The organism is Geminocystis sp. M7585_C2015_104, from assembly GCA_015295805.1.
Lineage (GTDB): Bacteria > Cyanobacteriota > Cyanobacteriia > Cyanobacteriales > Cyanobacteriaceae > DVEF01.
Genome location: DVEF01000004.1, coordinates 1 through 21,924 on the forward strand (window position 1 = coordinate 1; position 21,924 = coordinate 21,924).

Below are 21,924 nucleotides of genomic sequence, written 5' to 3' on the forward strand. Positions count from 1 at the left end.
CGGTTGTTAGAAAAACGGTTTGGCACCCTCCCTCAACAGTTGTTAAACAGGTTGCAGCGACTGGAAAGAGAACAATTAGAGAGTCTGGGGGAAAGCCTGTTTGATTTCAGCCAATTGTCTCAAGTAGAAGACTGGTTGCGGGAAAAGGGCATCATGTAGCAAAGGGGAGATAACTAGGAGTTAATTGCCTTGACAAATTGTTGCGTCAGCAAATCTACGCCAGTGATTGCTGTGCCCACCACCACGCAAAAACAGCCTAGCTGAAGTGCTTTTTTGGCCTCTGTAGGAGTTTTGATGCCCCCCTCACAAATCACAGGCTTGTCAACTGTTTTAACCAATTCGGCTATGAATTCAAAATTGGGGGGTATTAATCCCCTAGTCTTTTCAGTGTATCCGTAGAGGGTAGTACCAATGAAATCAGCACCCAACTGTTGAGCCGATATGGCATTCTCAATAGTGTCAATGTCAGCCATTACCAGCTTGCCCAACTTGTTGTGAATGAAAGTAATAATATCCCTGAGTGTTTCCCCCCAGGTTCGTAACCTGTCTGTGGCATCTATGGCCACTATATCGGCCCCGGCCATGGCAACCGCTTCGGCTTCTTGACAACGGGGGGTTATATAAATAGGGGAATCCAAGCCAGTTTTTTTCCATAACCCAATAATGGGGGTGTCAGGCAACGACTGACGCACTGCCATAATGTGACTGGGAGTGTCAATTCTAACCCCCTTAGCCCCCTGGTTGATGCAAGCCCTCGCCATAGCCGAGATGATAAAGGGCTCATTGAGGGGGGAAGAAACTGGAGCCTGACAGGAAACTACAAGACTGGACTTTAACTGGTCAAAAATAGTCATGGTTGTGGGTGAGGAAGACTATCAAATTTAGATTGTAAACTCCCTCTCCCATAATTTTCCCCCCTTTATCCCCTTCCCAGATTAGTCCAGAGACTTCATTTCCCTTAGGCTATTGTAGTTCACCTCTATGGAGGGGCCCATGGATGCCGATACATGCATACTACGCCAATAGCGCCCTTTAGCCCCTGGTGGGCGATTACGATCTACTGCCTCTTGTACTGCCTTAAGGTTAACTAGCAAGTCTTCAGCGGGGAATGATGCTTTACCGAAGATGACATGGACAATACCGGTGCGATCGGCTCTAAATTCCAACTTGCCCGCCTTGAATTCCTGTATGGCAGTGGCCAAGTCATTAGTGACTGTGCCACCCTTAGGGGAAGGCATCAAGCCCTTAGGACCTAGTATTCTACCCAACTTAGCAATTTTGGGCATCATATCAGGGGTAGCTATGAGTACATCAAAGTCCATCATCCCCTGTTGAATCTGCTCGATCAACTCCTCTTCGCCTACTATATCCGCGCCCGCCTCATTTGCTTCTCTCACCTTTTCCCCGCGGGTGATGACGGCCACTCTTACCTTTTGGCCAGTCCCTTTGGGCAGAGTGACAGTAGTTCTCAATTGCTGGTCAGTGTATTTGGGGTCTATCCCCAGGCGGATGTGAACCTCGGCGCTCTCGTCAAATTTGGCTGTGGCGGTCTCCTTCAATAGTTTGAGCGCCTCCAAGGGTTCATACGGTCTTGGTTCCACCTTTGCCAGTGCTTCTAGGTACCTGCGACTGTGTTTTTTAGCCATTTATTTTCTCTCCTTGGGTGAACTAACGAAGTCAAAACTTCTCCCCTATTATTAAAATTTCTCAACTATTGGGCGAGTTTAACCAACAATTCTAGTCGACAATAGTAATGCCCATATTGCGAGCTGTCCCGGCGATAATTCTCATGGCCGCCTCGATGTCATTGGCATTCAAGTCGGGCATCTTGGTTTGGGCAATTTCCCGTAGTTGTTCCCTAGTAATTTTACCTACCTTAGAGCGGTTAGGTTCTTTGGAGCCCACTTCTATGCCAGCGGCCTTTTTGAGCAGTACCGAGGCGGGAGGAGTCTTGAGGACGAAGGTGAAACTCCGGTCCTCATAGACGGAGATTTCTACCGGGACAATCATGCCCGCCTGGTTAGCGGTTTTAGCATTGTACTCCTTACAGAAGGCCATGATGTTGACCCCGTGTTGACCCAAAGCAGGGCCAACGGGGGGTGCGGGGTTAGCCTTCCCCGCAGGCAGTGCCAGTTTAATTACCGCTACAACTTTCTTTGCCATTATTCAGTCTACCTCGTAATACAAACCCTTACTAACCTTGTTTTTCAACCTGATTGAACTCTAATTCCACCGGGGTGTCCCGGCCGAAGATGGACAAGAGGGCTTTAAGTTTGCCCCTTTCTGGGCTTACCTCGATGACCTCCCCGGCAAAATCCTTGAATGGGCCGGCAATGACAAGTATTTTATCACCTACCCGCAAATCGATCTTAACCACCGGCTCGGCGGCATCAGTCTCTTTAAAAATGCGGGCCACCTCCGCCGGCGACAGGGGCACAGGTTTGACATGACCTCTGCCTCTCCCCACGGTGCGGCGTTGTTCTGCACCCACAAAGTTGATCACGTTAGGGGTGCTTTTCACAATCTGCCATACTGTGTCATCCAGTATCATTTCCACCAGGATGTAGCCCGGCAAAATTTTTTCCGTGCCATGGACTCGGCTACCATCCTTTTTCACCTTCACCGTTGGGGCCTGGGGTATGCGGACTTGCAGGATGCGATCGGCCAAGTCGAAACTCTGGATTCGTTGTTCCAGGTCCGCTTTGACCTTTTTCTCACATCCAGAGGCCACCTGTACCACATACCACCGGGGTTTGTCATCTGCCTTCCTCTGGGTTGTTTCCGCTTGGGGAGAGTCGGACAATTGACTCATCAGAACACCTTCCCTGCCATCCAGCCAAACAATTGATCTACAATGTAGATGAGTGTAGCCACGAGAGTGACCATTAGCAGTACGGCTACCGACTCACTTACCAATTGTTGACGAGAGGGCCAAACCACCTTGGCTAGTTCCTGTTTAGTTTCTTCCAAAAAGCCGGTGGGAGTCTGTTGGCTTTTTTTAGCCTCAGCCTCTTCGGCTTTTTTTGCTTTTATTGTCTCTTTGTTGGTGTTGGTCACAGTCTTTCCCCCGTTCATTTTACCAAGAGGGCGGGTCCATGCCCACCCAATCCTTATTATATGCTCCTATCCCCTCCCTCCCCTTCGGTTGGCCTATAGCCTCGCTTATGGCCTTCAAACCATTATAACAACACCCATGCTGTCCCGTCAATTTGCCCCCTACACCACGCCCTTGCAAATGGGCCTGGGGTGTAAAGCAGAAAATCTCCCTTTAGGTTGATGAGAATCATTCGAGAAACCACTAATAGGTCCTGCTTGCTAGGGGGTTAAGCCAAAGGCCTTGTATTTTTTCTTCGGGCTTTTCAAAACCAGCTCATTAGAAAAACTCTTGGTTTACTGACAAAATATTGACATATGGTAGTAATAGACCACAACTCAACCACAGTATATTTAACTACAAAAAATTACAAATTCCCTCTTTCCAACGAAAAAAGAGCACAGATATACGGAAAAATATCCCTAGAGGGGCTAGCCAGACTACAAGAGAAGTGTCAACAATTGGCCAGTTTCCCTAAGAATAATCCGACACTGATTCAAATAGATGGCGTCCCGAATAATAAAACCATTGAAGTAGTTGACGACCGTATAATGGGGGAGGCAGTGGCTAAATGGGAAAAGAGTGGTAGATAAGGAAGGTAACTGGAAACAAGTTTAGTTGGGACCGAGAGTATGGAAGACACCATGACGATGTTGCTGCCAACGCCATCATCGCCCACCACACGAAGGCAGAAGTGGATATTATAGGGGTGAGAGAAATAATAAATGCGCCAATGGGAGGTAGAATAAGGTATTGGATGAATTTGATGAGTAAAAAAAAAAAGAGGACTCCTGTAAATGGCATTATCAGCCATTCAACCCGCTCTTTCCCCAGAATTCCCCTTCAAAGGGTCTACACACAACGATTTTCGCCAAATAAAAACCACCCACTCCCCCTCCTCGGACTGAAGACCATGAGAAACTTCTGAGAAACCCCTATCTCAGTTTGTACGGGTCGCCCCCCAAAACCCTTGCATGGGGGTCATTCAAGCTGGGGGCGGTGGGATTTGAACCCACACGACCGGTTTAGGGTCAACGGATTTTCATCCCCCTGTAACTTTCGTTACTGCTGTTGTTCAGCCACAGCATGGGGGATTGGACTCTCCCTTTACCCTCAGCCGAACTGTTAGGGTAGTTCCCGTCGAGTCTCTGCACCTTCCCGCCACGGTCTGACGGGCTTGGCTCAGGATTGCCATATCGGGTGCTTGCCCCGACTTAGGTTCCCCTGAATTTGAGAACTTACACTTATAGGGTTTCCCCTATAAGGCTCAATTACCTTAAGTCCGTAGCGTCTACCGTTCCGCCACGCCCCCGGTAATATCACTGACGCTTCCCCATTATAGCACACTGGAGACGAAAAAACAAGAGATTAGAGAGGGTTTGCGGGCAGAAGAGAGGGGGAGGAAAAACACTTTTCTTGCTCACTTTTGACGAAGTCGTAGTAGTCTTGTACCAGTTGAGACATCAGTCTGTTCTTGATTCTACCTAGTACCCCCCTTAAAAGCCCATTCCCAGTACTCAACAACAGTGGTTTTGGTGTCAACCACAAGGGGGGCGGTAAATCAACGGTCACTTTTAGGTTGGCTTCCCCCCTCAGGTATACTCTCCCCTCCTTCTCTTGGGGCACTAGTTGACCCTCTAGTTGCAGGGAAAAACGACGGTTGAGATATTCTAACCCCCTCAGCTCACAGGACACCGACTTGAGGTAAACATGACCCTCTGGGGTTGCCCACACTCTTAGTACTGCTGTAGGCTGAAAGTAGTACAAGTCCAAAAAACCTAGAGGTTGCATTTGTATACGATAACAATCATCGCCCAGGGGCTTCATTAGTTTCTTGTCAGCAATGGCCTTTACCAGTCGCTGGGGTTGACGTAGATAATGGCAGATTGGTATTTCCTGTGGTTTTACCTCTATATTGACACTTTCCTTTGCCTCAAAAATGATTTGCATAGTTATGTTAATTTTTTTACCGTCTTTATCTTAATATAACTTAACATTTTGCTGGAAGGGGAATTATTGGTGCATGGCCCTGGCTAACTCGGCGGCTACCTCTGGACGGGAAAACTCGGGGGGGGGTAATTCGCCACGCCTCAGCATTTCTCTCACCTTGGTGCCGGACAGGTGAATCCGTTGTTCGGGGGTGGCTGGGCTGGTTTTGGAGGTAGCCATCTGTTGGGTTACAGTACACCAGAAGGCGTGTTCAAACTTCAGGGGAATAATGCCAATTTCTTCTGGGGCAAATTCGTCAAATATCTTCTGGGCGTCATAGGTGCCATAATAATCCCCCACTCCCGCATGGTCTCTTCCTACTATGAAATGTGTACAACCGTAGTTCTTGCGGACAAGGGCATGGAAAATGGCTTCCCTAGGACCCGCATAACGCATAGCGGCAGGGTTTATGGCCAAAATTACCCTATTTTTGGGGAAGTATTTTTCAATCATGATCTCATAGCACCGCATGCGCACGTCGGCGGGAATGTCATCACTCTTGGTAGCGCCCACCAAGGGGTGCAAGAAAAGCCCATCCACGATCTCCATAGCACATTTGATGATGTACTCGTGAGCCCGATGAATAGGATTACGGGTTTGAAAACCTACTACTGTTTTCCAGCCCCTCTCTACAAACATCTTCCTGGACTGGGCAGGATCTATCTGATATTGTGGAAACAGGGGATGAGGTTCCCTGTGTAACAACCAAATAGGTCCTGCCAGATTCACTTCCCCTTGTTGGTACAACACTTGTACCCCGGGGTGCTTCTCATCATCAGTACGGTAGACGTTGATGGCCTCATGAGCCTTGTTATAACGGTATTTCTGGGTCAGTTCCAGTACCCCAACAAATCGCCCCTGGGGGTCATCCAAACGCACCCAGCTGCCTTCCTTTAGGGTGTCCGCAACCTCCTGACTCACCGAAAGGGTAATAGGCAACGACCAAGGTAGCCCATTTTTCAAACGCATCTCTTCTATTACCCTCTCGTAGTCCTCCTGATTCATAAAACCATTAAGTGGACTATATCCCCCAATGGCAATCATAATCAAATCCGAATAGGCTCGCTCATCCAGCCTTACTCTGGGCAAGTGTGAAGCCTGTGCCATGAATTCGTCCCTCTCTGCCGGGGTAGCCACTCTATTTACTAAATGTCCCCCATGAGGCGCAATTGTCTCTACTGTCCTACTCATCCCCAATTTCTCCTCTTTTGTCCACTTCTCTTCCAATCCCTATCCTATCAGGCAATGGACAGCCCTTCAAAAAAAATTCTCTTAAGAATTGAAAGTTATATTGCTATCTAGTTATAATGCTATTAGGCTTGTCAATAAGGGGCCGAGAACAGCACCTAGAAAACTGAATCAGGGATCATAACCTTCATCGTCGCACCGCTAGTGGACGTGGTGCCCACCGCCAATGCCATTGGCTTGCACTCCCTTAGGGGGGACGGTGGGAGTTTCCTATCTATCGGTAGCCTACTCTGCCCCCATGTCTGCTACTACGGCAGTCTGGTAACCCCTCGCGAAACCACTAAAACCGAATCTCAAAACTGTGGGTAGAAATTCGGCCAGGGGAAAGAAACCTACAACATCGTGGTAGCTCATGGTTGTTTTGGCAGGCTGATTTTCTAAACTTCTTCCCGGGGGCATGGCCGGTGGTGGGTGTCTAGTTTGCTAGTGTAGCCGCCTGCTGTTCGCCCTCAATCTCAATGGCTTCAACTTCAACCGCTCCATCCTCGACATTTATGGCCGTGTCATCAACGGCTACGCCAACATTGGGATTGAGGCAATGCACCCTCGCAACGTCCACAACTTCCCTCTAGACTTGGCTAGCGCCGTTTCCACTTCCGTGTCCCTGATTTGTGGCTAATTTCCTCGATTTCTCCTGCACCCTTTTTTAACCCCCTGGGGTAACTCGGGGGGTTTTTCTTTTGCTCTACCCCTGAAAAATACAATTTTCCCTCAAATATGCCCCCAATTACTCCCTAAATACCCTACTTTCTCTTCGTTAATACTCCTTATTTTTAATTTTTTTTTCTAAAAATTTGCCCCATATTTTCTATTATAATATTTCCTGGTATTTAAACCTTTGCTTTGCAAAATGTTCTGGTTTTTCTAGATAAAAAATGGCAAAACAGATATATCATGCCGGGGAATTTTACATATAATATCATTCCTAGAATAATGTCTATAATTGGCGAATGTATATCAGCATAATCCCATGGTTTAATATACAAAAATGAAGAATATTGGCCTAGGTAAAAGTAAACGTTAAATGCGGCATTTGATAACATGAGCGGAAGACGAAAGAGGCAACATTATCAATCAGCATTTAAGGAAGTGACAACAGGCATGTCGTGAGGAGAATTGGTGTCTGGTGACTGAATTGAAGTCTACAATCCTAGCATAGTACTTGCTTATAGGCTCAAAGACTGTCCACTCCCCTTAGCAGGCTACCCCGCAAAAAAACAGCCACACCAGTAGTTACTTTTAGCGAGTTTAAAGAGTCTCGCCTGGGTGGAATATTAATTTCTCCCTATTTATTCCCTAATACTCTCTTTTGACTGTAGGATTATTATTACTGCAGTTGCCGACTCCCTATTGCTGAATTAACTACAGAAAATTATTATCATTCTTATACAGCAAGTTATCTCCCATTTTTAGATAGCCTAATAATAACCCACCTAACCCCTACATCCTACCCCCTACACCCTACATCCTACCTCCTAAATTGGCCTTTTGGGAGAAGAAATAATAAGTCAGTGGTTGAAAGGAAGGGATTGCAGGATATTATAGGAGGAGTTTTTCGGCGGAGGGAGGACATAATATGATTAAAATTGGTCGTTTGGGGGAAGAAATAGTAAGTCAGTGGTTGGAAGGAAGGGGCTGCAGGATACTATATAGGAATTGGCATTGTATATGGGGGGAAATAGACTTAATAGGATGGGAGGAGTTTTCTAACACTCTGGTATTTGTGGAAGTGAAAACCAGAAAGACAAGAAAAAACTGCGAAAATTGGAATAACAGTGGTATTCTCGCCGTAAACCAACAGAAGGAAAAAAAACTAAGACTGGTTGCGGATAAGTTTCTTTTTGAGAATCCCTCCTTTGCGGAGAAAAACTGTCGTTTCGATGTAGTTATAGTCGAATATGAACCGGCTTCTAGCAGTAGCAATTGGCAAAAAGAAGCGGGAGTTTTTTATTATCAGGGGTGTGAGTTTAAAATCGTCGACTATATTGCCAATGCTTTGTAAGAGGGGGATATTTCTTGTAGGACAATGCCATGTTATATTATCAAATTTGATTGGCACTTATTTATACTACCCTATGAAGTCTGTATCCTCCCCCACCAAAATTATTGTTTCCGTAGTCGCAGTTGTTTTGCTAGTTATAATAGGCATTGTGAGTTTAGGTTTTCTCCCCGTCTCCATTTCCTCCCCGGCGGAGGTAAAAAAGAATCCGGAGGGAGTGGCATTCATCTCAAAACAATCCCCCCTAGTGGTGTCCTTATTGGGAAATCCGGAAAAGGGGTTGGGAAGCTTGTTGGCTATTCTAGCAAATAATAAGGGACAAGAGAAAATAAAGTCGGCCCTGAATGAATTACGCAACAATTTCCTGAGGCAGACGGGGGTGGAATCTTTGGGAGAGATTAAATCCTGGTTGGGAGATGAAGTAACCTTTGCCGTTACCAGTCTAGACTGGGATAACAATGAGGATAATGGGATTGAGGCAGGTTATTTACTGGTTGTAAAAAATAAATCCCCGCAGTTGGCAAGGGAATTTTTACAGAATTACTATAGTCAAGAGGCAGTAAGTGAGGAGACAGAATTGGCAGTAGAGGATTATCTAGGAGTGAAGATTGTTTATAAGTATCCCACCTCTCCCCATTCCCCCACCAAGCCGGTAGCGGCTGCTGTAGTTGCTGATTTTGTTGTTTTTGCCAATCATTTATCTGTTTTAAAAGAGGCTTTGAATAATCTGCAAGCAGTAGAGTTGAGTCTAGCACAAGACAGTGATTATCAAAAATCCATTGCCTCCCTGCCGGCGAAAAAGATAGGAATTGTTTACGGAAATCTTCCTTCTACCCTTGCCTGGATTAATAAAAAAGCAAAGGTGACTGATGCTAACATACATCAGAATTTGACTCTATCACTGGTAGCTAATGCCAAGGGGATAATTAGCCACATAGCCTTGTCAGGATTATCCCCTTCTGTCAACAAATCCCCACATTTTACAAGCCTACCTGCCACCCTAAGTTATATTCCTGAAGACAGTATAGCCCTTGTAAGTGGTGGAAACCTAAAACAACTTTGGCAAGACATACAAGATAGTAAACACCCATCAGCAGGGATATTGAAACAAGCTATATATCTGTTGGAATCAGGGATAGGGGTAAACTGTAGGCAGGAGATTTTCCCCTACATCAATGGCGAGTATAGTATCTCCCTTAGAGAAAACAGGGAAACTCAATCTTTGGATTGGTTGCTGGTGAAGGAAAAAGGGGATATTCTGCTAACCTCCCACCTAGACGAGATTGCCAGGAAACAGCAATGGAATATAAGTCAATTACCCTTTCATGACAAAAGTATCACTGTTTGGACAAAAGTAACAACTGCTTCGGGTAATAAAAACGCCTCTCTAACAACACAAGTAAAAGGAATACATCTAGAAACTGAAGCCTATGAGATTATTACCAATACTGTCAACTACCTTGAGGAAATCTTCCCCCAGCCTAAGGAAAGTATTGTTGACTCAACTGCCTTCCGGGAGAATATAAGCTGGCTGCCGAAGGAGAATAACGGTTATCTTTATCTCCAGTGGCAGAGAATATCTCCCTATATAACTAGTCGTTTTCCCCTCATTGGGATTATAGAGTTAACATTTAAACCCCTCTTTGACAACCTCCAGTCTATCACTATTACTAGTGAGGGCATAAAAGACGGTATTTTTTACAGCAGTGTCTTCTTACGCTTTTCCCCGTGAATGGGAAAAAGGGGGATGGTAGGCAGTGGTATCTTTTTCCTTCTTGCCTGGCGGGGGAGGGATTTTATACCAATGATAATCATTGTTATACTATCTCTGCCTGAGGGGAAGTAGCCAGTCTACGTCTACATAGAAACAACAAAACCCCCCTGTGGTGAGGGCAATCATCATCCTGCCTTCAGCAAGGTTATATTGTCAAGGGTTATCTCATAATAGGGAATGACAGTTATTATTTTAAATCCAAGGGGCAATTGAAGAATAATTACGGGAAAATATGAAAAAAACAATAGTAAAAAACCACAGGCTACTATGGCAAGCAAAGTAAGGAAAGGGAATAGGAGGCTTAAGGATAGAAGAAGAAAGTGGTTTGGATACGGGGGAGGGAGAAGGCTAGGGGGGTGACTCAATGTAGACGAATGATAATTATTCTCTTGTATTCACGGTGGTTGGGAAAAGAGTAACTAGTGTGGAGATGAGGAGTAATCATTCCCTCTGGGGAGTAGTAACCGGTTGAATAGCAATAGCAATTTCTCTCTCATCTTCAAGGATTATCCAGATATGCTAAAAGGAGGTAGCAGGAAAAAAAGCCTGCAAATAGCAATTGTCTGTTGTGGCGGAGAGGAAGGCCACTAGCAGAGACACAAGTAATAATCTCCCTGTGGGATTGCCTGGAAATGGAAAACAACTGATTGCTTACCGACGACAATTAATGACAATCACTACCAGACAGTAGAAAACAATAATCCATTTTTAGGGGTTATTTAGTGATGGAAAGTCGGCGACTGCAGAGGTGATAACCATTATTCCATTTAGGGGGGAAGGGAAAATGACTGATGTAAGGCGAAAAAGAGGGGAAATAGTAGTCAGGAGAAGATAACTAATCTTCTTTTGTGGAAAATAGTAACCGGTTAAATGGCAACAACGATTACCCTCCCTTAGGGATTATCCAGACATAACAAAGGAGATAGTCAACAAAGCCAACAACCATTATTTTTCGTTGTCGAGATAACTACTAACCAGTATGCCTTCATGGGGAAAAGGGTAACCAGTGGAAAACAATTACTTCCCAAAAATTCTCCGGCAATGGGAAGTAACTAACTGCACATTTAACCACTTGGAAATTTAAAGTGGGGAGGTGGAAATAATAATGCTTTTCTGGGGATTATTGACTCGGGAAAAGTAGCCAGTCACACGTGAATAATAATCAAAATCTTAAATTCTGAAACAGAGAGATAAGCTAGTTTCTTGCCTCCTTGGGGTGACTAAGGGATAATGGGGAAATTAACCTCTGGCAGACGAATGATAATAATTCTCCTGCGGTTGGGAGTAAGTGTATATTTCCATAACAATTCTCTACCGGCAAGAGGTGGTAGCCACCGGCAACGGGAGAAAGAGAATCATTTTTTCACATAGAGTTAGTGGGGGTGGAACTTAGGGGGTAGGATGTAGGGAGATGGGATTTAGGGTAAGGGAGTAGGGTGTAGGCAGTGGGATATAAATAGAAGGTAGGATTTGGGGGTAGGATTTGGGGTTGGGGTATAGGGTGTATAATAAGAATACGTAGGTGTTGCTGGATTCTGGGGACACTGAGTTATACAAAAATACATATTGAAAGATTATTGAGAATTTATTGGAATATATGGCAAGAAAATCTAACAATAATGGAAATACATACACTGGTGAGAGGGCAAATATAAAACATAACAGGAAGTGAGTAAAGGGGAGTTTTATAACAAGACTGCTATTGAATCACCAGCAGACAAAAAAATTTTCTCTCCCCTACTTGTGGGCAATTATTAGAAACCATTAGACTAGAAACCATTAGATTGGAAGGCTGACATGGGATCATCCAAGAAAAGCCCCAGCATACACTAGTTTTTGCCCACCAGGAGGAAACCAAATGTTGTTTTCTTCCCCCAACCAATAGTGGCTGTTGACTGAGGTGGAGACGTCAACTATTATTTCCTCCTTCCCGGCTACTAATAGAAACTGGCAGACATAGAATACACCAACTATCTATTGTCTCCCCTTGGACAGCTGTTGGGCTTCTACTTGAAATGTTTCACCAGTGGAGGCTGACATAGAAGACAGTAACTTTTATTTCCTGGAGGCAACCGCAGACACTGACTTTTGCCAACCTCTTCAGCTACTATCGTTTCCTTCAATTCTATGCCTCTAGTAGATATTGGATAGTCTTAATACAAGATTATTACACAACTAGATTTTGATTTTGATTTTTACTCCCTCCAGCCATCAGTTATTAGATCAGTTATTGGACATTAGCCAAGGCAGAATATGACAACTAGATATTATTTCTTTTCCCGGTTACTAAAAGATACCAACATTAGATGTTGATTTCTACTGTTATCTTCCTCCTGGCTACCAGTAGACAGGGGTTGACGGGGAATAACTCACTTTCCTTGTCACCACCGGCATCAATAAACCTCCCCCCGCCTACTAACTACCAAAAGACATTAACCATTATTTTCCCCCACCACCTACTCACTGGCTATGCCACCAGGTCAGTCTTGTCTTTCCCCTTCATTTTCATTTTTTCATCCGCCAGTTGCCGGGTTTTTGAATCAGTATTTCACTGTCAATAGCCAATATCCAACCGCCCCACTAAAACTTTCTACCAAAACCTTCTAGTAGTCGCCAACACCCTAGGCTAAAAAATATACTCGTAAGTCAGTTCCACAAAACAGCAAAAAAATGCCAAATTTTCTGTATAAGCCATTAAAAGCCCCCGAAAATCACCCACAATCCTGTACAATCCCGTTAATTTAATTCTCCGATGGTATTTTCAGTCACTCCCTTTTTTTCTTCAATTTGTCTTGTCTCGTCAAACAAATAGCCTGTTTCCCTTCCTTTCCCTTTTATTGTCCCACGGAAAATTCCTATTTCTTTCTATTGCCTATGTTATTTTTTTCTTTTCCCCTTGACAAAACCTGCCCATACAACAGGCGGGTTGCGGGGGTGTGTCGGGGTTTGCGCCTGCCATCTTAATGAAAAAAAATTACTAACAAAAACCCTGGGGAATGCAGTGGGTAAGCTGAGGACAAGGGCAATTTTATTCGGAACTAATATCATCTAGAGCCGGAGAACAGGGGACAAGAGGGGGCAAGAAGGTGAAAAGGGGAAGGGAAACTAGTCAACCACCTCCAGTTGGTCAATTCGGAACCATGTGCTGGGGGTAGGAGTATAAAATTTAACAAGGGCATACTCGTCATTCAAATCAAGGACTTCACCCTTACTTTCAAATATATAGGAGGGGAAACGAGGATCACTAGCCTTAGCTTCCAAACTCCCCTCATATCTCTCTCTAATTACCTTTACCAGACTTCCTTTTTTTATTTTTGCAGCCATACCCTAACATTCTCACTACTGTCTACAACCACTATCATACCCCATGGGCGCACCACCAGCGGGAATAAAACAAACGGCACGCCCCTTTACAAGTTGGTGACGGACAGGGTGTGGGTTTAGAGTCTCAATACCCCCGAGGGAAAATCTCATGGGCCCTTTGAGAAACCTTCTTACTATTTTGCCCCCTCACCGCCCTTGTCGTGGATGTCAGGTGCAAACCGACTGCACCCCCCACCTCGCCCACTGGCTCTAACCTCCCCGACGCCTTGAAAATCATAAAGAAAGCCGTACTCCCCGAGCAGGATTCGAACCTGCGACCAATCGGTTAACAGCCGACCGCTCTACCGCTGAGCTATCGAGGAATGTTTCGCACGTTAACCAATTATAGCAGAGGACAAAAAAAAAAGCAAGGTGGAGGCAGGGGATGTTTTGGGGGAGCATACTGGCATAGACTTGTAATGGCCTCTGGGTAATAGTCTCTAGAAAGAGGTGTTTTTCCCTTGGGCGTCTACAAACCTGAAGACTTTGAAAGACTCCTCCTCTACCTCTGCCTCCTTTTCTAGATTAACACTAGTAGGCTTGTCGGTTTCTAAATCGGCGGGATGGCCAGGTGGGATAGGGTTTAGGGGAAGTTTTGGCGAAGCGTGGGAAGTTAATGTGGGTTGGAAGATTTTAGTTAACTCTTTTTGCAGGAATTTCAGCAATTCTGGCTCAAATTCGACACTTTTCCGGATTTCTCTGGCGTTAGCTAGGAATTCATCTACCTTCTCCCTTAAGGAGGAGATATGTTTCTTTTTCTCCAAAAGTTCCTGCTGTTTGGCCTGTAATTGTTGAATTTGGGTTGTCAAATCCTGCTCTAGTTTATCAAAAATATTAGGAGATGTCATAGGTTTATTACAGCTATTGGCTGAGTAGGCAATACCCGGGCAATCATACCAGGGTTTTAAGTTCAAATGCCAATTATATCTTTCTTGCGGGATAACAGAGGAAACATGAAACCATATCAAAAGATTATCATTAGAGAGTGTTATGAGCCCTTAGTGGCTATCCCAGCTACGGAGTTTGTGTTGGAGGTGCCACCGGCTTATGTTAAATTGGGAGCGGACTATGGCAGTAAGTCTCCATACTATTTGCGTAAGGGAGTGTTAGAAAGACTTTTACAGGCTAACAGGCATTTGCAGGAAATCAAACCCGGCTGGCGAATAAAAGTATTCGATGCCTATCGTCCGCTATCTGTGCAAAAATTCATGGTGGAATATGTTTTTAAGTCTCTTTGTCGGGAAAAAGGACTAAACCCTGATTCCCTAGACGAGGGGACAAGGAGAGCGCTCTATGAACAAGTATATCAGATATGGGCTGTCCCTAGCGACAACCCCCTAACACCACCACCCCATAGCACAGGCGCAGCTGTTGATATTACACTGGTTGATGAGAAAGGGGAGTTGGTAGCGATGGGAGGAGAAATAGACGATTTGTCACCCGTATCCCATCCCGACTATTATGCCAATGCCACTGAGGCTCCTGCCACGGGCTATCACCGAAACCGACAAATTCTCTGGGAGATTATGACTGTTGCCGGTTTTTGTCGTCACCCGGGGGAGTGGTGGCATTTCTCCCACGGAGATCAAATGTGGGCCTGGTTGACAAACAAACCGAGTGCTATATATGGTAGAATCGACTAAGGGGATTATGGCTGCTTTTTACCACGTCCTGTATTCGCGTTTCCTTTTCAGGGGGGGTAGGGGGGTGGGGGTGTCTTTGGCGGGTGGGAGATAGCGACGGCGGCGTGGGTTTGATTTTATTATTGTTTTCTGGTTTTCTATCCACCCTAATTGTATCCATCTAATGAAGAGGGATACCACCACTAAAAACATTCCTAATGATAACAGGGTCCAACGTTCCCCAAACCCTCCCAGTGTGGCATCCACCAGCCCCGCAGTAAAAATAAAGGCTGAAATTGGTTCCTGACGGTATAATTTTCTTATTAGTTTTGAGGGCGAGTTTCTCATGTTTTCATCTCTAATTTTATTTTTCACTTCTCCTTCTTCACTTATATTCTACCCTACCCGCTGGATGTTTTGTAGTTTGAGCCTATTTTGAGATTTTCTTAATATTTTCATCCCCTTCATTTTCTCCTGAATTCCTACTAGTAACACTGAGGAGAGTCCGGTATACTTTTCTTCCTTTGTTCAAACTGGCAATTTCTCTTTCTGTCATGATACCAAGAGGGTTTTCCGGCAGCCATATTTGGGGCGACACAGGCTGAAAACGAGGATTTGCTAGGAATAAATCCACCATTTCTTGGGCCACTTCTTCCACATCAGACTGGAGAAATACCTGACCATCATCCCTCAAGAATTCTGCTATAATATCTACCACCTCTGGCTTAACTATTCTCCTTTTATGGTGTTTTTTCTTAAACCATGGATCAGGAAATTGAATCATCACCATTTGAATACTATTAGTAGGGAGAGAAGCTAGAATATCCCGCAAAGAAACGTTTATATTGGCAAACAAATAGTAGAGATTGGTTAGATTCTGGGAAGATTTAAGACGATTGGCCTCCCGCACTAATAACTCTCTAATTTCTATGCCTAAAAAATTTTTGTCGGGAAATTTACTTGCCATTTGCAACAAAAAACGCCCCCTTGCGCAACCTAAATCGAGATAAAATGGCAGAGATGGATTAGAATATATTTGACTCCAGTCTGGCAGGGAAACGGGCTGAAGATACCTACTACTTAAAGGGTTAACATGTTGACGCACTCTTACTCTAGCCAATTAATCTCCCTCCTATTTTCCCACTCACTTTATACTAGTTGATGTTAGTTACTGTTGATGGAATTATGGATGTACGTTTTGCCATTGTTAGCGATTTACACATAGCTTTGCCGGAAACTATTGAAAATGGAGATAAACGCTTTCACCTAACCCAATTCAGTATACCAGCCTTGGAGGTAGTAATACAGCATTTGAACAGTTTAAATATAGACTTCCTTCTATTGCCGGGGGATTTGACTCAGGATGGGGAGAGGGTAAATCATAGGTGGTTAAGCCAGAGACTAAAGAAACTAGCATATCCCGTATATGTCATTCCTGGAAATCACGATTTGCCCAGCAAGGAAGGTAATGAGACGGTGATTGGCTTTTCCGAGTTTGTGGAATATTATAGGGACTTTGGTTACGAAAATGCTACTGCTACTCTTGATTATACTTGTGAGGTGGCGAAGGGGGTATATCTTGTGGGCCTCAATTCCACCCATTTTGACAACAATGGTAACCAATTAGGCCGTTTATTGGAAAGTCAGTTTGTCTGGCTGGAGGAGACTCTTTCTAAACTAAGAGGAAACTTGGTGTTTGTGATGCTCCATCATAATGTGCTGGAACACCTGCCGCAACAGTCTACCCATGTATTAGGCAAGAGATACATGTTGGAAAACGCCCCCCTCCTGTTATGCCTTTTGCGGAAATATGGGGTTAGATTTGTTTTTACCGGACATTTACATATCCAAGACATTGCCGAGGATACTGGAATATATGATATTACCACTGGTTCTCTTATAACCTATCCTCATCCCTATCGTATTCTCCAACTAACAGACGACCGGTTAAAGATTAACTCTTACAAGATAACACACCTGCCGGGGATGGAGAATTTTGCCTCTTATACCCAAAAGTGGATGAGTGAGCGCTCTTTTTCCTTTATTATGACTATACTCACCTCTTCGCCTCTGAATTTGCCTGTGGAAGAGGCAAAGGAGTATGCCCCTATTCTAAAGAATTTCTGGACAGATATCGCCGACGGAGACAAACAGTTTGACTTTCCCCAGTTACCTCCCCATCTTAACCGCTACTTCAAACAATTTGGGGCAATTGACTCCCAGGGGAAACCTCTTTGCTGGGATAATAATACTACTCTTTTTCTCTGAGGAGGGGAGAAAAAATTTTTGTTTTTATTTAATCTTTAGAAAAGGTTATACTTTGGCACACGGCGGAAAAAAAGAGACATCATGGTATTTAGGAAATGGACTAGTTTAATTTATATACTACGAGTTGTTTGTTAATGTTTACCTCTAACCAATCCCTTATTAGCATTGTAGTTTCCCAACCGATATTTGCGAGAATATCTCAGCTGTGGAGGGAATTGGTAAAAGACAATTCTCTGGAGGGAATATACCTCAACAGGGAAACTTCAATTAGAGGTAAAGAGGTTCAAAATACTGGGGCAGAAATATTAGGATTTCAGTTATTTGTATCTGAGGAAATACAGTGCTTTTTGGGGGTAGAAAAAAGAATAAACGAACTCTACTATCAGATAACTATTAGTTTTGAACCGGAGGAAATTTTAGAGTTTTTGAAAACTCAGGGGCTCAACTCTGAAACTTTTGAAAGAATAAATGAGAAAATTTCCCGCCGGAAAAACGATGGAAATACCAAGACACACTTCCTGATTTCTCTTCTTCAAATTCTAGCAGAACCCTGGGCTCAATCTACAGAGCAATCCCTCCCTCAAACCCTAGAAGTCATACTCCGCAACAAGATAGCCCAGGAAAAAATAATCAGACAGGTTACAAAACAGATACAGAACAATTTAGATACCCCTATAGTAGTGAAAATGACTATAGAGCAGATACAATCACTGCTGGGGTTGGATAGGCTGCTAATTTATCAAATAAATGTGCCGGTTAGGGATGAGAAGGGGGGTATTAGGTTTATCGATAAAGTCACCTATGAAGCCAAGGCATCAGAAACTATATCCTCAGTGTTAAACTTCAGTGAAGAAACCTGTTTTCGTTTGGATACCAGTTGTTACAAAAAATACTGCCGCGGCGATATTTTAGCTATAGATGACATTGACAATTACCCCCTGGATCCTTGTCTCAAAAACATGATGGAATCCATGGGGGTAAAATCAAAACTTGTGGTGCCAATTATTGTGAGAAATAGATTATGGGGATTATTAATTGCACACCAGTGTTTCTCCACTAGAAAATGGCGAGAAAGTGACATAAGATTCCTGAACAGTATAGCGGAGTATTTAGGCATTTCTATATATCAATATGAGTCCTACCAGAGTTTGAGGGAACAAAAAAAATTTCTAGAAAAACAGGTGGAAAAGAAGGCTAAACAACTCCAAGATGCTCTGGTTGCTGCTCAAATTGCTCATCGTTCGAAAACAGAATTTTTGGGGAGTTTGAGTCACGAGTTGAGGACTCCTTTAACCTGTATTATTGGCCTTTCCGGCACTTTATTACACTGGTTTCAAAAGGAGAGTGGAGGGAATACTTTATCACCAGAGAAGCAGATTAGATACCTGGAAATAATCCAAGAAAGTGGCAGAAGACTAATGGAGTTGATTAACAACATGCTAGATTTTGCCGACTTAGAGGCTGGAAAATCTCTGCTCTGTATAGAAGAAATTTCCATAGAAAGTATCCTAAGAAACGTATATAATGCTTGTCTAGAAATAGCCAAAAATCAGGGGGTTAGGCTAAAAATAGAATGCCAAATGGAGGAGGGGAAGAGGTTTTATGGAGACGAGGATAGGTTATACCAAATACTGTTTAATCTGGTGGATAACGGCATAAAGTTTACTCCGAGTGGGGGAGAGGTTACAATCAGGGCAATGCGTGGTAAAAATGAAGTGATATTCCAGGTGGAAGACACAGGAATAGGTATTGACGAGAAGAAAATTCCCCTTTTATTTACCGGGTTTCAACAACTAGAAAATTATCGAATTCGTAGCTATCAAGGCACAGGTTTGGGCCTGGCATTAACTAAACATTTAGTAGAATTACATGGAGGGACCATTGAGGTAGAATCTGTAGTAGGGAAAGGCTCAACTTTCACTGTGATTTTACCAGACTGTCCACCAGAAAGCAGTATTAGAAATAGAAATAAATCGGGGAAACCGACAAACAATCAGTGGCAGGGGAATAGAATTATTGCCATCGTCTGTGAGGATGAGGAAATTGGTACTTTTTTGTGCGAGTTGTTGACGGCGGCGGAATATCAGGTGATTTGGCTAGTGGATGTGAGGGAAGCAATTTCCCGTCTCAGCCTATTAAGGCCTCGTATAGTGATTGTACAACAAAAGAAAGAGATTTCTCCCACTGTTGTCCGGGAGATTAAATCCCAGGGGGGCAAGAATCTTTATCTTATGGTGATTAGGGAGGATATGACGGAAGAGGAGTGGCTGGAGAGGGAAAAACAAGAAGAAAAACAAGAAAAAAAAGGAGAGAATTGGGGAGTGGATGAGTACTTGTTCTTGCCCCTGTTGCCAAGAGTGGTGTTGAGGAAAATTAACTCATTACTAAACAATTATTGCATGATAGAAGAGAGCAACTGGTGATGTGATTTAGCCACACAAAATAAGGATTACACTGCTAATTTGGGATGGCACTAAATACAGTTAAAATCGAAATCATAAGACCCTCTAATTGGCTAAAATGGGTTAAATGGTAGGAACGGACTTGGCTATGGAACTGTGGGTGTATAAGGAGGAAATGCTATTGGGGAAGGGGTTGCTAAATGCTAAAAAAAATGAGTTGACCATGGAGGGGAAATTGTTAGTTCCAACGGTGTCTTTTGCCAGGGTGTATAGGGATAAGGCCGTAGAAGTTTGTAGACAGGAGATGGAAGAGGGTATACTATGTGTGGTGGTGGAGACTCGTTACGGCTTTTATACTGTTTGGAGGGAAAAAGTTGACACGAAAACCGAAAGGAGTTCCCCCCCATTGCCTCAACCAATAGATGCCAATTTCATGGACAATTGTCAACGAGAATTAGCCAAATATATTGGGCCAATTAGCAAGTTTATAATAGAGGAAATGATAGAAGAAAATCCGGGCATTAGCAAAAAGGAACTAATCGAAAAGCTGGCCTTGCAGATCCCCAATGAGAGCCAGCGTCTGGAATTTAAAAGTTATTTCTCATCTTTGTAATTATTTCTTTCTCATCTTTTCTAGTCTAGAAAGAGCTAACTGGAAGCTAGTTTTCATTCTGTTAAAAGAATCGGCCAGTTGACCAATTTCGTCCCGGGACAGTTTTTGAAATTCTGCACTTAAATCCCCCCTGCTCACTTCCTCCGCTACTATTGTAATATTTTTTATTGGTTTGACTATGGTGTTTCTTAACCAAAAGTTAACCAAGAGGATGACTAAGGCATAAACAGCCATTACTACGGACATAGTGACAAGAAAAGACTGACGGGCACTGTTGATTACGGCATCGGCGGGCACATGAATAACCTGACTGCCCACAATCTCATTCAGCCGCCAACCAAAGCCGCCTTTATCCCCATACTTAGCAATAAGACTGGCGGGTGCGATTTTAGGACTAGAATGACATTCCAAACAGCTTTCCTTTGTTACTGCAAGAGGACGGGCAATATAAAATACTCTTTGGTTGCCCACTTGGCGGAATCCCTGTTGTATTTTCAAGTCCGGGTTTTGTCTAAACTGTTCGATGATATTAGCCTCAAAGGCATCTGCCTTGTCTCTGGGGTTGGTAGGGTTTATAGTAGCTTCTTTGTAGTAAAAATTCTCATAACCCTCGTGTTGGCGAAAACGCCGGAACACCTCTGTAGCGGAATAGGCAGGCACAGTTTGGGGCAAAAACTCTTCTTTTAGTCTATCTTTTAGCAGGGGATTTACCTCGGTGCCGGTGTAGTCGCGCACAGAATTCATGGTATTCATGAGGATAATCCCCTTGGTGACAATTTCCCTTTGGGCGTTACTATTTAAAAAGGAAGAGAGAGCCACGCCACAGACAATACTGCCCCCCACAAATAGTATCGCCAGGATAGCAGTTAATTTCTGTTCCAGTTTCAGATTTTTATACCACTTGAGCAACATAATTCCTCCTAGTTACACCTAGCGGCATTTACCAACTCATCGGCCACCTTGGCGGAATGGGGTTTTATCAGCCACCATACGAGGGGTGACAACCATCCTCTAAGGGTGATAGAGTAGACGATGTAGCTGCCACGGAGGGTAGACTCGATGTGATAGGTAATTCTCTGTTCGATACCCGGGATAGACAACAGGCGGATACTTAAGAATTTTCGCGGACGTACATTTTCCACAAAGGCTCTGATGGGAATGGGTATCCAACGGGTGACCATAGAGAAAATCAGTCCTGGTTTGGGGATTAATCCCTGGGGTAGATTAGTCTGAGAAAAGAGGGGATGCCAAGACATGTCTGCCAAGTTAATCAACTTACCCCAGACTCTGTCGGCTGGCACATCGGAGGCCACCCTGTAGGTTTTATAGAGGGAAAAGTCACAGAAGAGTTTGCCACCTCGTGCTAGTATTTTAAAGGAAAAACTCAAAATCATGGCACCTACCTCTGGAGAAAAGAAAGCAAGTATAAACTCTTAGAAACCTATCCCCCTATGGCAACTAACTGTCATTGACTATAATTATAGTCTCAGTGATGAGCAGGGGTGAAATGACCTAAAGGGGATAGGGGTTAGGGACACTATGGTATATAGGC

The 21,924-nt window shown here is 43.9% G+C and carries 24 protein-coding genes and 1 tRNA gene; 9 read left to right on the forward strand and 16 right to left on the reverse strand.

The window, feature by feature from the left end; all coding sequences use genetic code 11:
- Nucleotides 1-159, forward strand: a 159-nt coding sequence (locus IGQ44_00365; GenBank protein HIK36435.1) for a DUF4351 domain-containing protein, incomplete at its 5' end; no start/stop codon positions are given.
- 14 nt (nt 160-173) lie between these two features.
- On the opposite strand, the gene IGQ44_00370 is transcribed toward IGQ44_00365, so the two are convergent.
- From IGQ44_00370 to secE, 5 genes are all read right to left on the reverse strand, one after another.
- A complete protein-coding gene (locus IGQ44_00370) occupies nt 174-854 on the reverse strand; it encodes an N-acetylmannosamine-6-phosphate 2-epimerase (GenBank protein HIK36436.1) in 681 nt (226 codons plus the stop codon).
- A gap of 81 nt (nt 855-935) precedes the next feature.
- Nucleotides 936-1,646 carry a 50S ribosomal protein L1 gene (gene rplA / locus IGQ44_00375; protein HIK36437.1) on the reverse strand — a complete coding sequence of 237 codons (711 nt, stop codon included), beginning with the start codon at nt 1,644-1,646 and terminating at the stop codon, nt 936-938.
- 91 nt (nt 1,647-1,737) lie between these two features.
- Entirely contained in the window at nt 1,738-2,163 is a 426-nt protein-coding gene (gene rplK, locus IGQ44_00380; protein ID HIK36438.1) for a 50S ribosomal protein L11, read from the reverse strand.
- Nucleotides 2,164-2,194: 31 nt separating this feature from the next.
- Nucleotides 2,195-2,812 (reverse strand): transcription termination/antitermination protein NusG, encoded by a 618-nt coding sequence (gene nusG / locus IGQ44_00385; protein ID HIK36439.1) that lies wholly within the window; start codon nt 2,810-2,812, stop codon nt 2,195-2,197.
- Complete coding sequence (secE, locus tag IGQ44_00390) at nt 2,812-3,075, reverse strand: preprotein translocase subunit SecE (protein HIK36440.1); 264 nt, start codon at nt 3,073-3,075, stop codon at nt 2,812-2,814. The genes nusG and secE overlap by 1 nt, the downstream gene beginning before the upstream one ends.
- A gap of 336 nt (nt 3,076-3,411) precedes the next feature.
- Between secE and IGQ44_00395 the strand changes: the two genes are divergently transcribed.
- Nucleotides 3,412-3,687: a hypothetical protein gene (locus IGQ44_00395; protein ID HIK36441.1), complete on the forward strand. Its 276-nt coding sequence runs from the start codon at nt 3,412-3,414 to the stop codon at nt 3,685-3,687.
- 775 nt (nt 3,688-4,462) lie between these two features.
- On the opposite strand, the gene IGQ44_00400 is transcribed toward IGQ44_00395, so the two are convergent.
- From IGQ44_00400 to IGQ44_00410, 3 genes are all read right to left on the reverse strand, one after another.
- Nucleotides 4,463-5,044 carry a DUF1997 domain-containing protein gene (locus tag IGQ44_00400; protein HIK36442.1) on the reverse strand — a complete coding sequence of 194 codons (582 nt, stop codon included), beginning with the start codon at nt 5,042-5,044 and terminating at the stop codon, nt 4,463-4,465.
- A 63-nt stretch (nt 5,045-5,107) separates the two neighbouring features.
- On the reverse strand, nt 5,108-6,274 hold the full coding sequence (gene sat / locus IGQ44_00405) for a sulfate adenylyltransferase (protein ID HIK36443.1): 1,167 nt from the start codon (nt 6,272-6,274) through the stop codon (nt 5,108-5,110).
- A gap of 282 nt (nt 6,275-6,556) precedes the next feature.
- Nucleotides 6,557-6,730 (reverse strand): hypothetical protein, encoded by a 174-nt coding sequence (locus tag IGQ44_00410; protein ID HIK36444.1) that lies wholly within the window; start codon nt 6,728-6,730, stop codon nt 6,557-6,559.
- A 1,177-nt stretch (nt 6,731-7,907) separates the two neighbouring features.
- Here IGQ44_00410 and IGQ44_00415 point away from each other — a divergent pair.
- From IGQ44_00415 to IGQ44_00425, 3 genes are all read left to right on the forward strand, one after another.
- Nucleotides 7,908-8,333 (forward strand): YraN family protein, encoded by a 426-nt coding sequence (locus tag IGQ44_00415; GenBank protein ID HIK36445.1) that lies wholly within the window; start codon nt 7,908-7,910, stop codon nt 8,331-8,333.
- Between the two features lie 73 nt (nt 8,334-8,406).
- On the forward strand, nt 8,407-10,062 hold the full coding sequence (locus IGQ44_00420) for a DUF3352 domain-containing protein (GenBank protein ID HIK36446.1): 1,656 nt from the start codon (nt 8,407-8,409) through the stop codon (nt 10,060-10,062).
- 2,348 nt (nt 10,063-12,410) lie between these two features.
- Complete coding sequence (locus IGQ44_00425; protein ID HIK36447.1) at nt 12,411-12,665, forward strand: hypothetical protein; 255 nt, start codon at nt 12,411-12,413, stop codon at nt 12,663-12,665.
- Between the two features lie 544 nt (nt 12,666-13,209).
- Here the strand turns inward: IGQ44_00425 and IGQ44_00430 are convergent.
- From IGQ44_00430 to IGQ44_00445, 4 genes are all read right to left on the reverse strand, one after another.
- A complete protein-coding gene (locus IGQ44_00430; protein HIK36448.1) occupies nt 13,210-13,428 on the reverse strand; it encodes an NAD(P)H-quinone oxidoreductase subunit O in 219 nt (72 codons plus the stop codon).
- A 124-nt stretch (nt 13,429-13,552) separates the two neighbouring features.
- Nucleotides 13,553-13,705: a hypothetical protein gene (locus tag IGQ44_00435; GenBank protein HIK36449.1), complete on the reverse strand. Its 153-nt coding sequence runs from the start codon at nt 13,703-13,705 to the stop codon at nt 13,553-13,555.
- A 13-nt stretch (nt 13,706-13,718) separates the two neighbouring features.
- Nucleotides 13,719-13,790: transfer RNA gene (locus IGQ44_00440), tRNA-Asn, on the reverse strand.
- 117 nt (nt 13,791-13,907) lie between these two features.
- On the reverse strand, nt 13,908-14,315 hold the full coding sequence (locus tag IGQ44_00445) for a hypothetical protein (protein ID HIK36450.1): 408 nt from the start codon (nt 14,313-14,315) through the stop codon (nt 13,908-13,910).
- Between the two features lie 105 nt (nt 14,316-14,420).
- Between IGQ44_00445 and IGQ44_00450 the strand changes: the two genes are divergently transcribed.
- Entirely contained in the window at nt 14,421-15,110 is a 690-nt protein-coding gene (locus IGQ44_00450) for a M15 family metallopeptidase (GenBank protein ID HIK36451.1), read from the forward strand.
- Between the two features lie 18 nt (nt 15,111-15,128).
- Here IGQ44_00450 and IGQ44_00455 read toward each other — a convergent pair whose 3' ends face one another.
- Nucleotides 15,129-15,437: a hypothetical protein gene (locus tag IGQ44_00455; GenBank protein ID HIK36452.1), complete on the reverse strand. Its 309-nt coding sequence runs from the start codon at nt 15,435-15,437 to the stop codon at nt 15,129-15,131.
- 82 nt (nt 15,438-15,519) lie between these two features.
- The gene (trmB, locus tag IGQ44_00460) at nt 15,520-16,209 is read right to left on the reverse strand and encodes a tRNA (guanosine(46)-N7)-methyltransferase TrmB (protein ID HIK36453.1); all 690 of its coding nucleotides are present in this window, start codon (nt 16,207-16,209) and stop codon (nt 15,520-15,522) included.
- A gap of 65 nt (nt 16,210-16,274) precedes the next feature.
- On the opposite strand from trmB, the gene IGQ44_00465 reads away from it, so the two are divergent.
- The 3 genes from IGQ44_00465 (at nt 16,275) to IGQ44_00475 (ending at nt 20,372) form a co-directional block, all read left to right on the forward strand.
- A complete protein-coding gene (locus tag IGQ44_00465) occupies nt 16,275-17,357 on the forward strand; it encodes a metallophosphoesterase (GenBank protein HIK36454.1) in 1,083 nt (360 codons plus the stop codon).
- Nucleotides 17,358-17,491: 134 nt separating this feature from the next.
- Nucleotides 17,492-19,780, forward strand: a complete 2,289-nt coding sequence (locus IGQ44_00470; GenBank protein HIK36455.1) for a GAF domain-containing protein — start codon at nt 17,492-17,494, stop codon at nt 19,778-19,780.
- Nucleotides 19,781-19,886: 106 nt separating this feature from the next.
- Nucleotides 19,887-20,372 carry a hypothetical protein gene (locus IGQ44_00475; protein ID HIK36456.1) on the forward strand — a complete coding sequence of 162 codons (486 nt, stop codon included), beginning with the start codon at nt 19,887-19,889 and terminating at the stop codon, nt 20,370-20,372.
- Here IGQ44_00475 and IGQ44_00480 read toward each other — a convergent pair whose 3' ends face one another.
- Both IGQ44_00480 and IGQ44_00485 read right to left on the reverse strand, forming a co-directional pair.
- Complete coding sequence (locus tag IGQ44_00480) at nt 20,373-21,284, reverse strand: DUF3365 domain-containing protein (GenBank protein HIK36457.1); 912 nt, start codon at nt 21,282-21,284, stop codon at nt 20,373-20,375.
- Nucleotides 21,285-21,292: 8 nt separating this feature from the next.
- Nucleotides 21,293-21,766 carry an SRPBCC family protein gene (locus tag IGQ44_00485; GenBank protein HIK36458.1) on the reverse strand — a complete coding sequence of 158 codons (474 nt, stop codon included), beginning with the start codon at nt 21,764-21,766 and terminating at the stop codon, nt 21,293-21,295.
- Nucleotides 21,767-21,924 lie beyond the last annotated feature (158 nt).

Excerpts from the sequence above, each read along its gene's own strand:
- IGQ44_00370 (HIK36436.1), bottom strand. The coding sequence starts at position 854 with ATGACTATTTTTGACCAGTTAAAGTCCAGTCTTGTAGTTTCCTGTCAG.
- rplA (HIK36437.1), bottom strand. The coding sequence starts at position 1,646 with ATGGCTAAAAAACACAGTCGCAGGTACCTAGAAGCACTGGCAAAGGTG.
- rplK (HIK36438.1), bottom strand. The coding sequence starts at position 2,163 with ATGGCAAAGAAAGTTGTAGCGGTAATTAAACTGGCACTGCCTGCGGGG.
- nusG (HIK36439.1), bottom strand. The coding sequence starts at position 2,812 with ATGAGTCAATTGTCCGACTCTCCCCAAGCGGAAACAACCCAGAGGAAG.
- secE (HIK36440.1), bottom strand. The coding sequence starts at position 3,075 with ATGAACGGGGGAAAGACTGTGACCAACACCAACAAAGAGACAATAAAA.
- IGQ44_00395 (HIK36441.1), top strand. The coding sequence starts at position 3,412 with ATGGTAGTAATAGACCACAACTCAACCACAGTATATTTAACTACAAAA.
- IGQ44_00400 (HIK36442.1), bottom strand. The coding sequence starts at position 5,044 with ATGCAAATCATTTTTGAGGCAAAGGAAAGTGTCAATATAGAGGTAAAA.
- sat (HIK36443.1), bottom strand. The coding sequence starts at position 6,274 with ATGAGTAGGACAGTAGAGACAATTGCGCCTCATGGGGGACATTTAGTA.
- IGQ44_00410 (HIK36444.1), bottom strand. The coding sequence starts at position 6,730 with ATGCCCCCGGGAAGAAGTTTAGAAAATCAGCCTGCCAAAACAACCATG.
- IGQ44_00415 (HIK36445.1), top strand. The coding sequence starts at position 7,908 with ATGATTAAAATTGGTCGTTTGGGGGAAGAAATAGTAAGTCAGTGGTTG.
- IGQ44_00420 (HIK36446.1), top strand. The coding sequence starts at position 8,407 with ATGAAGTCTGTATCCTCCCCCACCAAAATTATTGTTTCCGTAGTCGCA.
- IGQ44_00425 (HIK36447.1), top strand. The coding sequence starts at position 12,411 with ATGTTGATTTCTACTGTTATCTTCCTCCTGGCTACCAGTAGACAGGGG.
- IGQ44_00430 (HIK36448.1), bottom strand. The coding sequence starts at position 13,428 with ATGGCTGCAAAAATAAAAAAAGGAAGTCTGGTAAAGGTAATTAGAGAG.
- IGQ44_00435 (HIK36449.1), bottom strand. The coding sequence starts at position 13,705 with ATGATTTTCAAGGCGTCGGGGAGGTTAGAGCCAGTGGGCGAGGTGGGG.
- IGQ44_00445 (HIK36450.1), bottom strand. The coding sequence starts at position 14,315 with ATGACATCTCCTAATATTTTTGATAAACTAGAGCAGGATTTGACAACC.
- IGQ44_00450 (HIK36451.1), top strand. The coding sequence starts at position 14,421 with ATGAAACCATATCAAAAGATTATCATTAGAGAGTGTTATGAGCCCTTA.
- IGQ44_00455 (HIK36452.1), bottom strand. The coding sequence starts at position 15,437 with ATGAGAAACTCGCCCTCAAAACTAATAAGAAAATTATACCGTCAGGAA.
- IGQ44_00465 (HIK36454.1), top strand. The coding sequence starts at position 16,275 with ATGGATGTACGTTTTGCCATTGTTAGCGATTTACACATAGCTTTGCCG.
- IGQ44_00470 (HIK36455.1), top strand. The coding sequence starts at position 17,492 with ATGTTTACCTCTAACCAATCCCTTATTAGCATTGTAGTTTCCCAACCG.
- IGQ44_00475 (HIK36456.1), top strand. The coding sequence starts at position 19,887 with ATGGTAGGAACGGACTTGGCTATGGAACTGTGGGTGTATAAGGAGGAA.
- IGQ44_00480 (HIK36457.1), bottom strand. The coding sequence starts at position 21,284 with ATGTTGCTCAAGTGGTATAAAAATCTGAAACTGGAACAGAAATTAACT.
- IGQ44_00485 (HIK36458.1), bottom strand. The coding sequence starts at position 21,766 with ATGATTTTGAGTTTTTCCTTTAAAATACTAGCACGAGGTGGCAAACTC.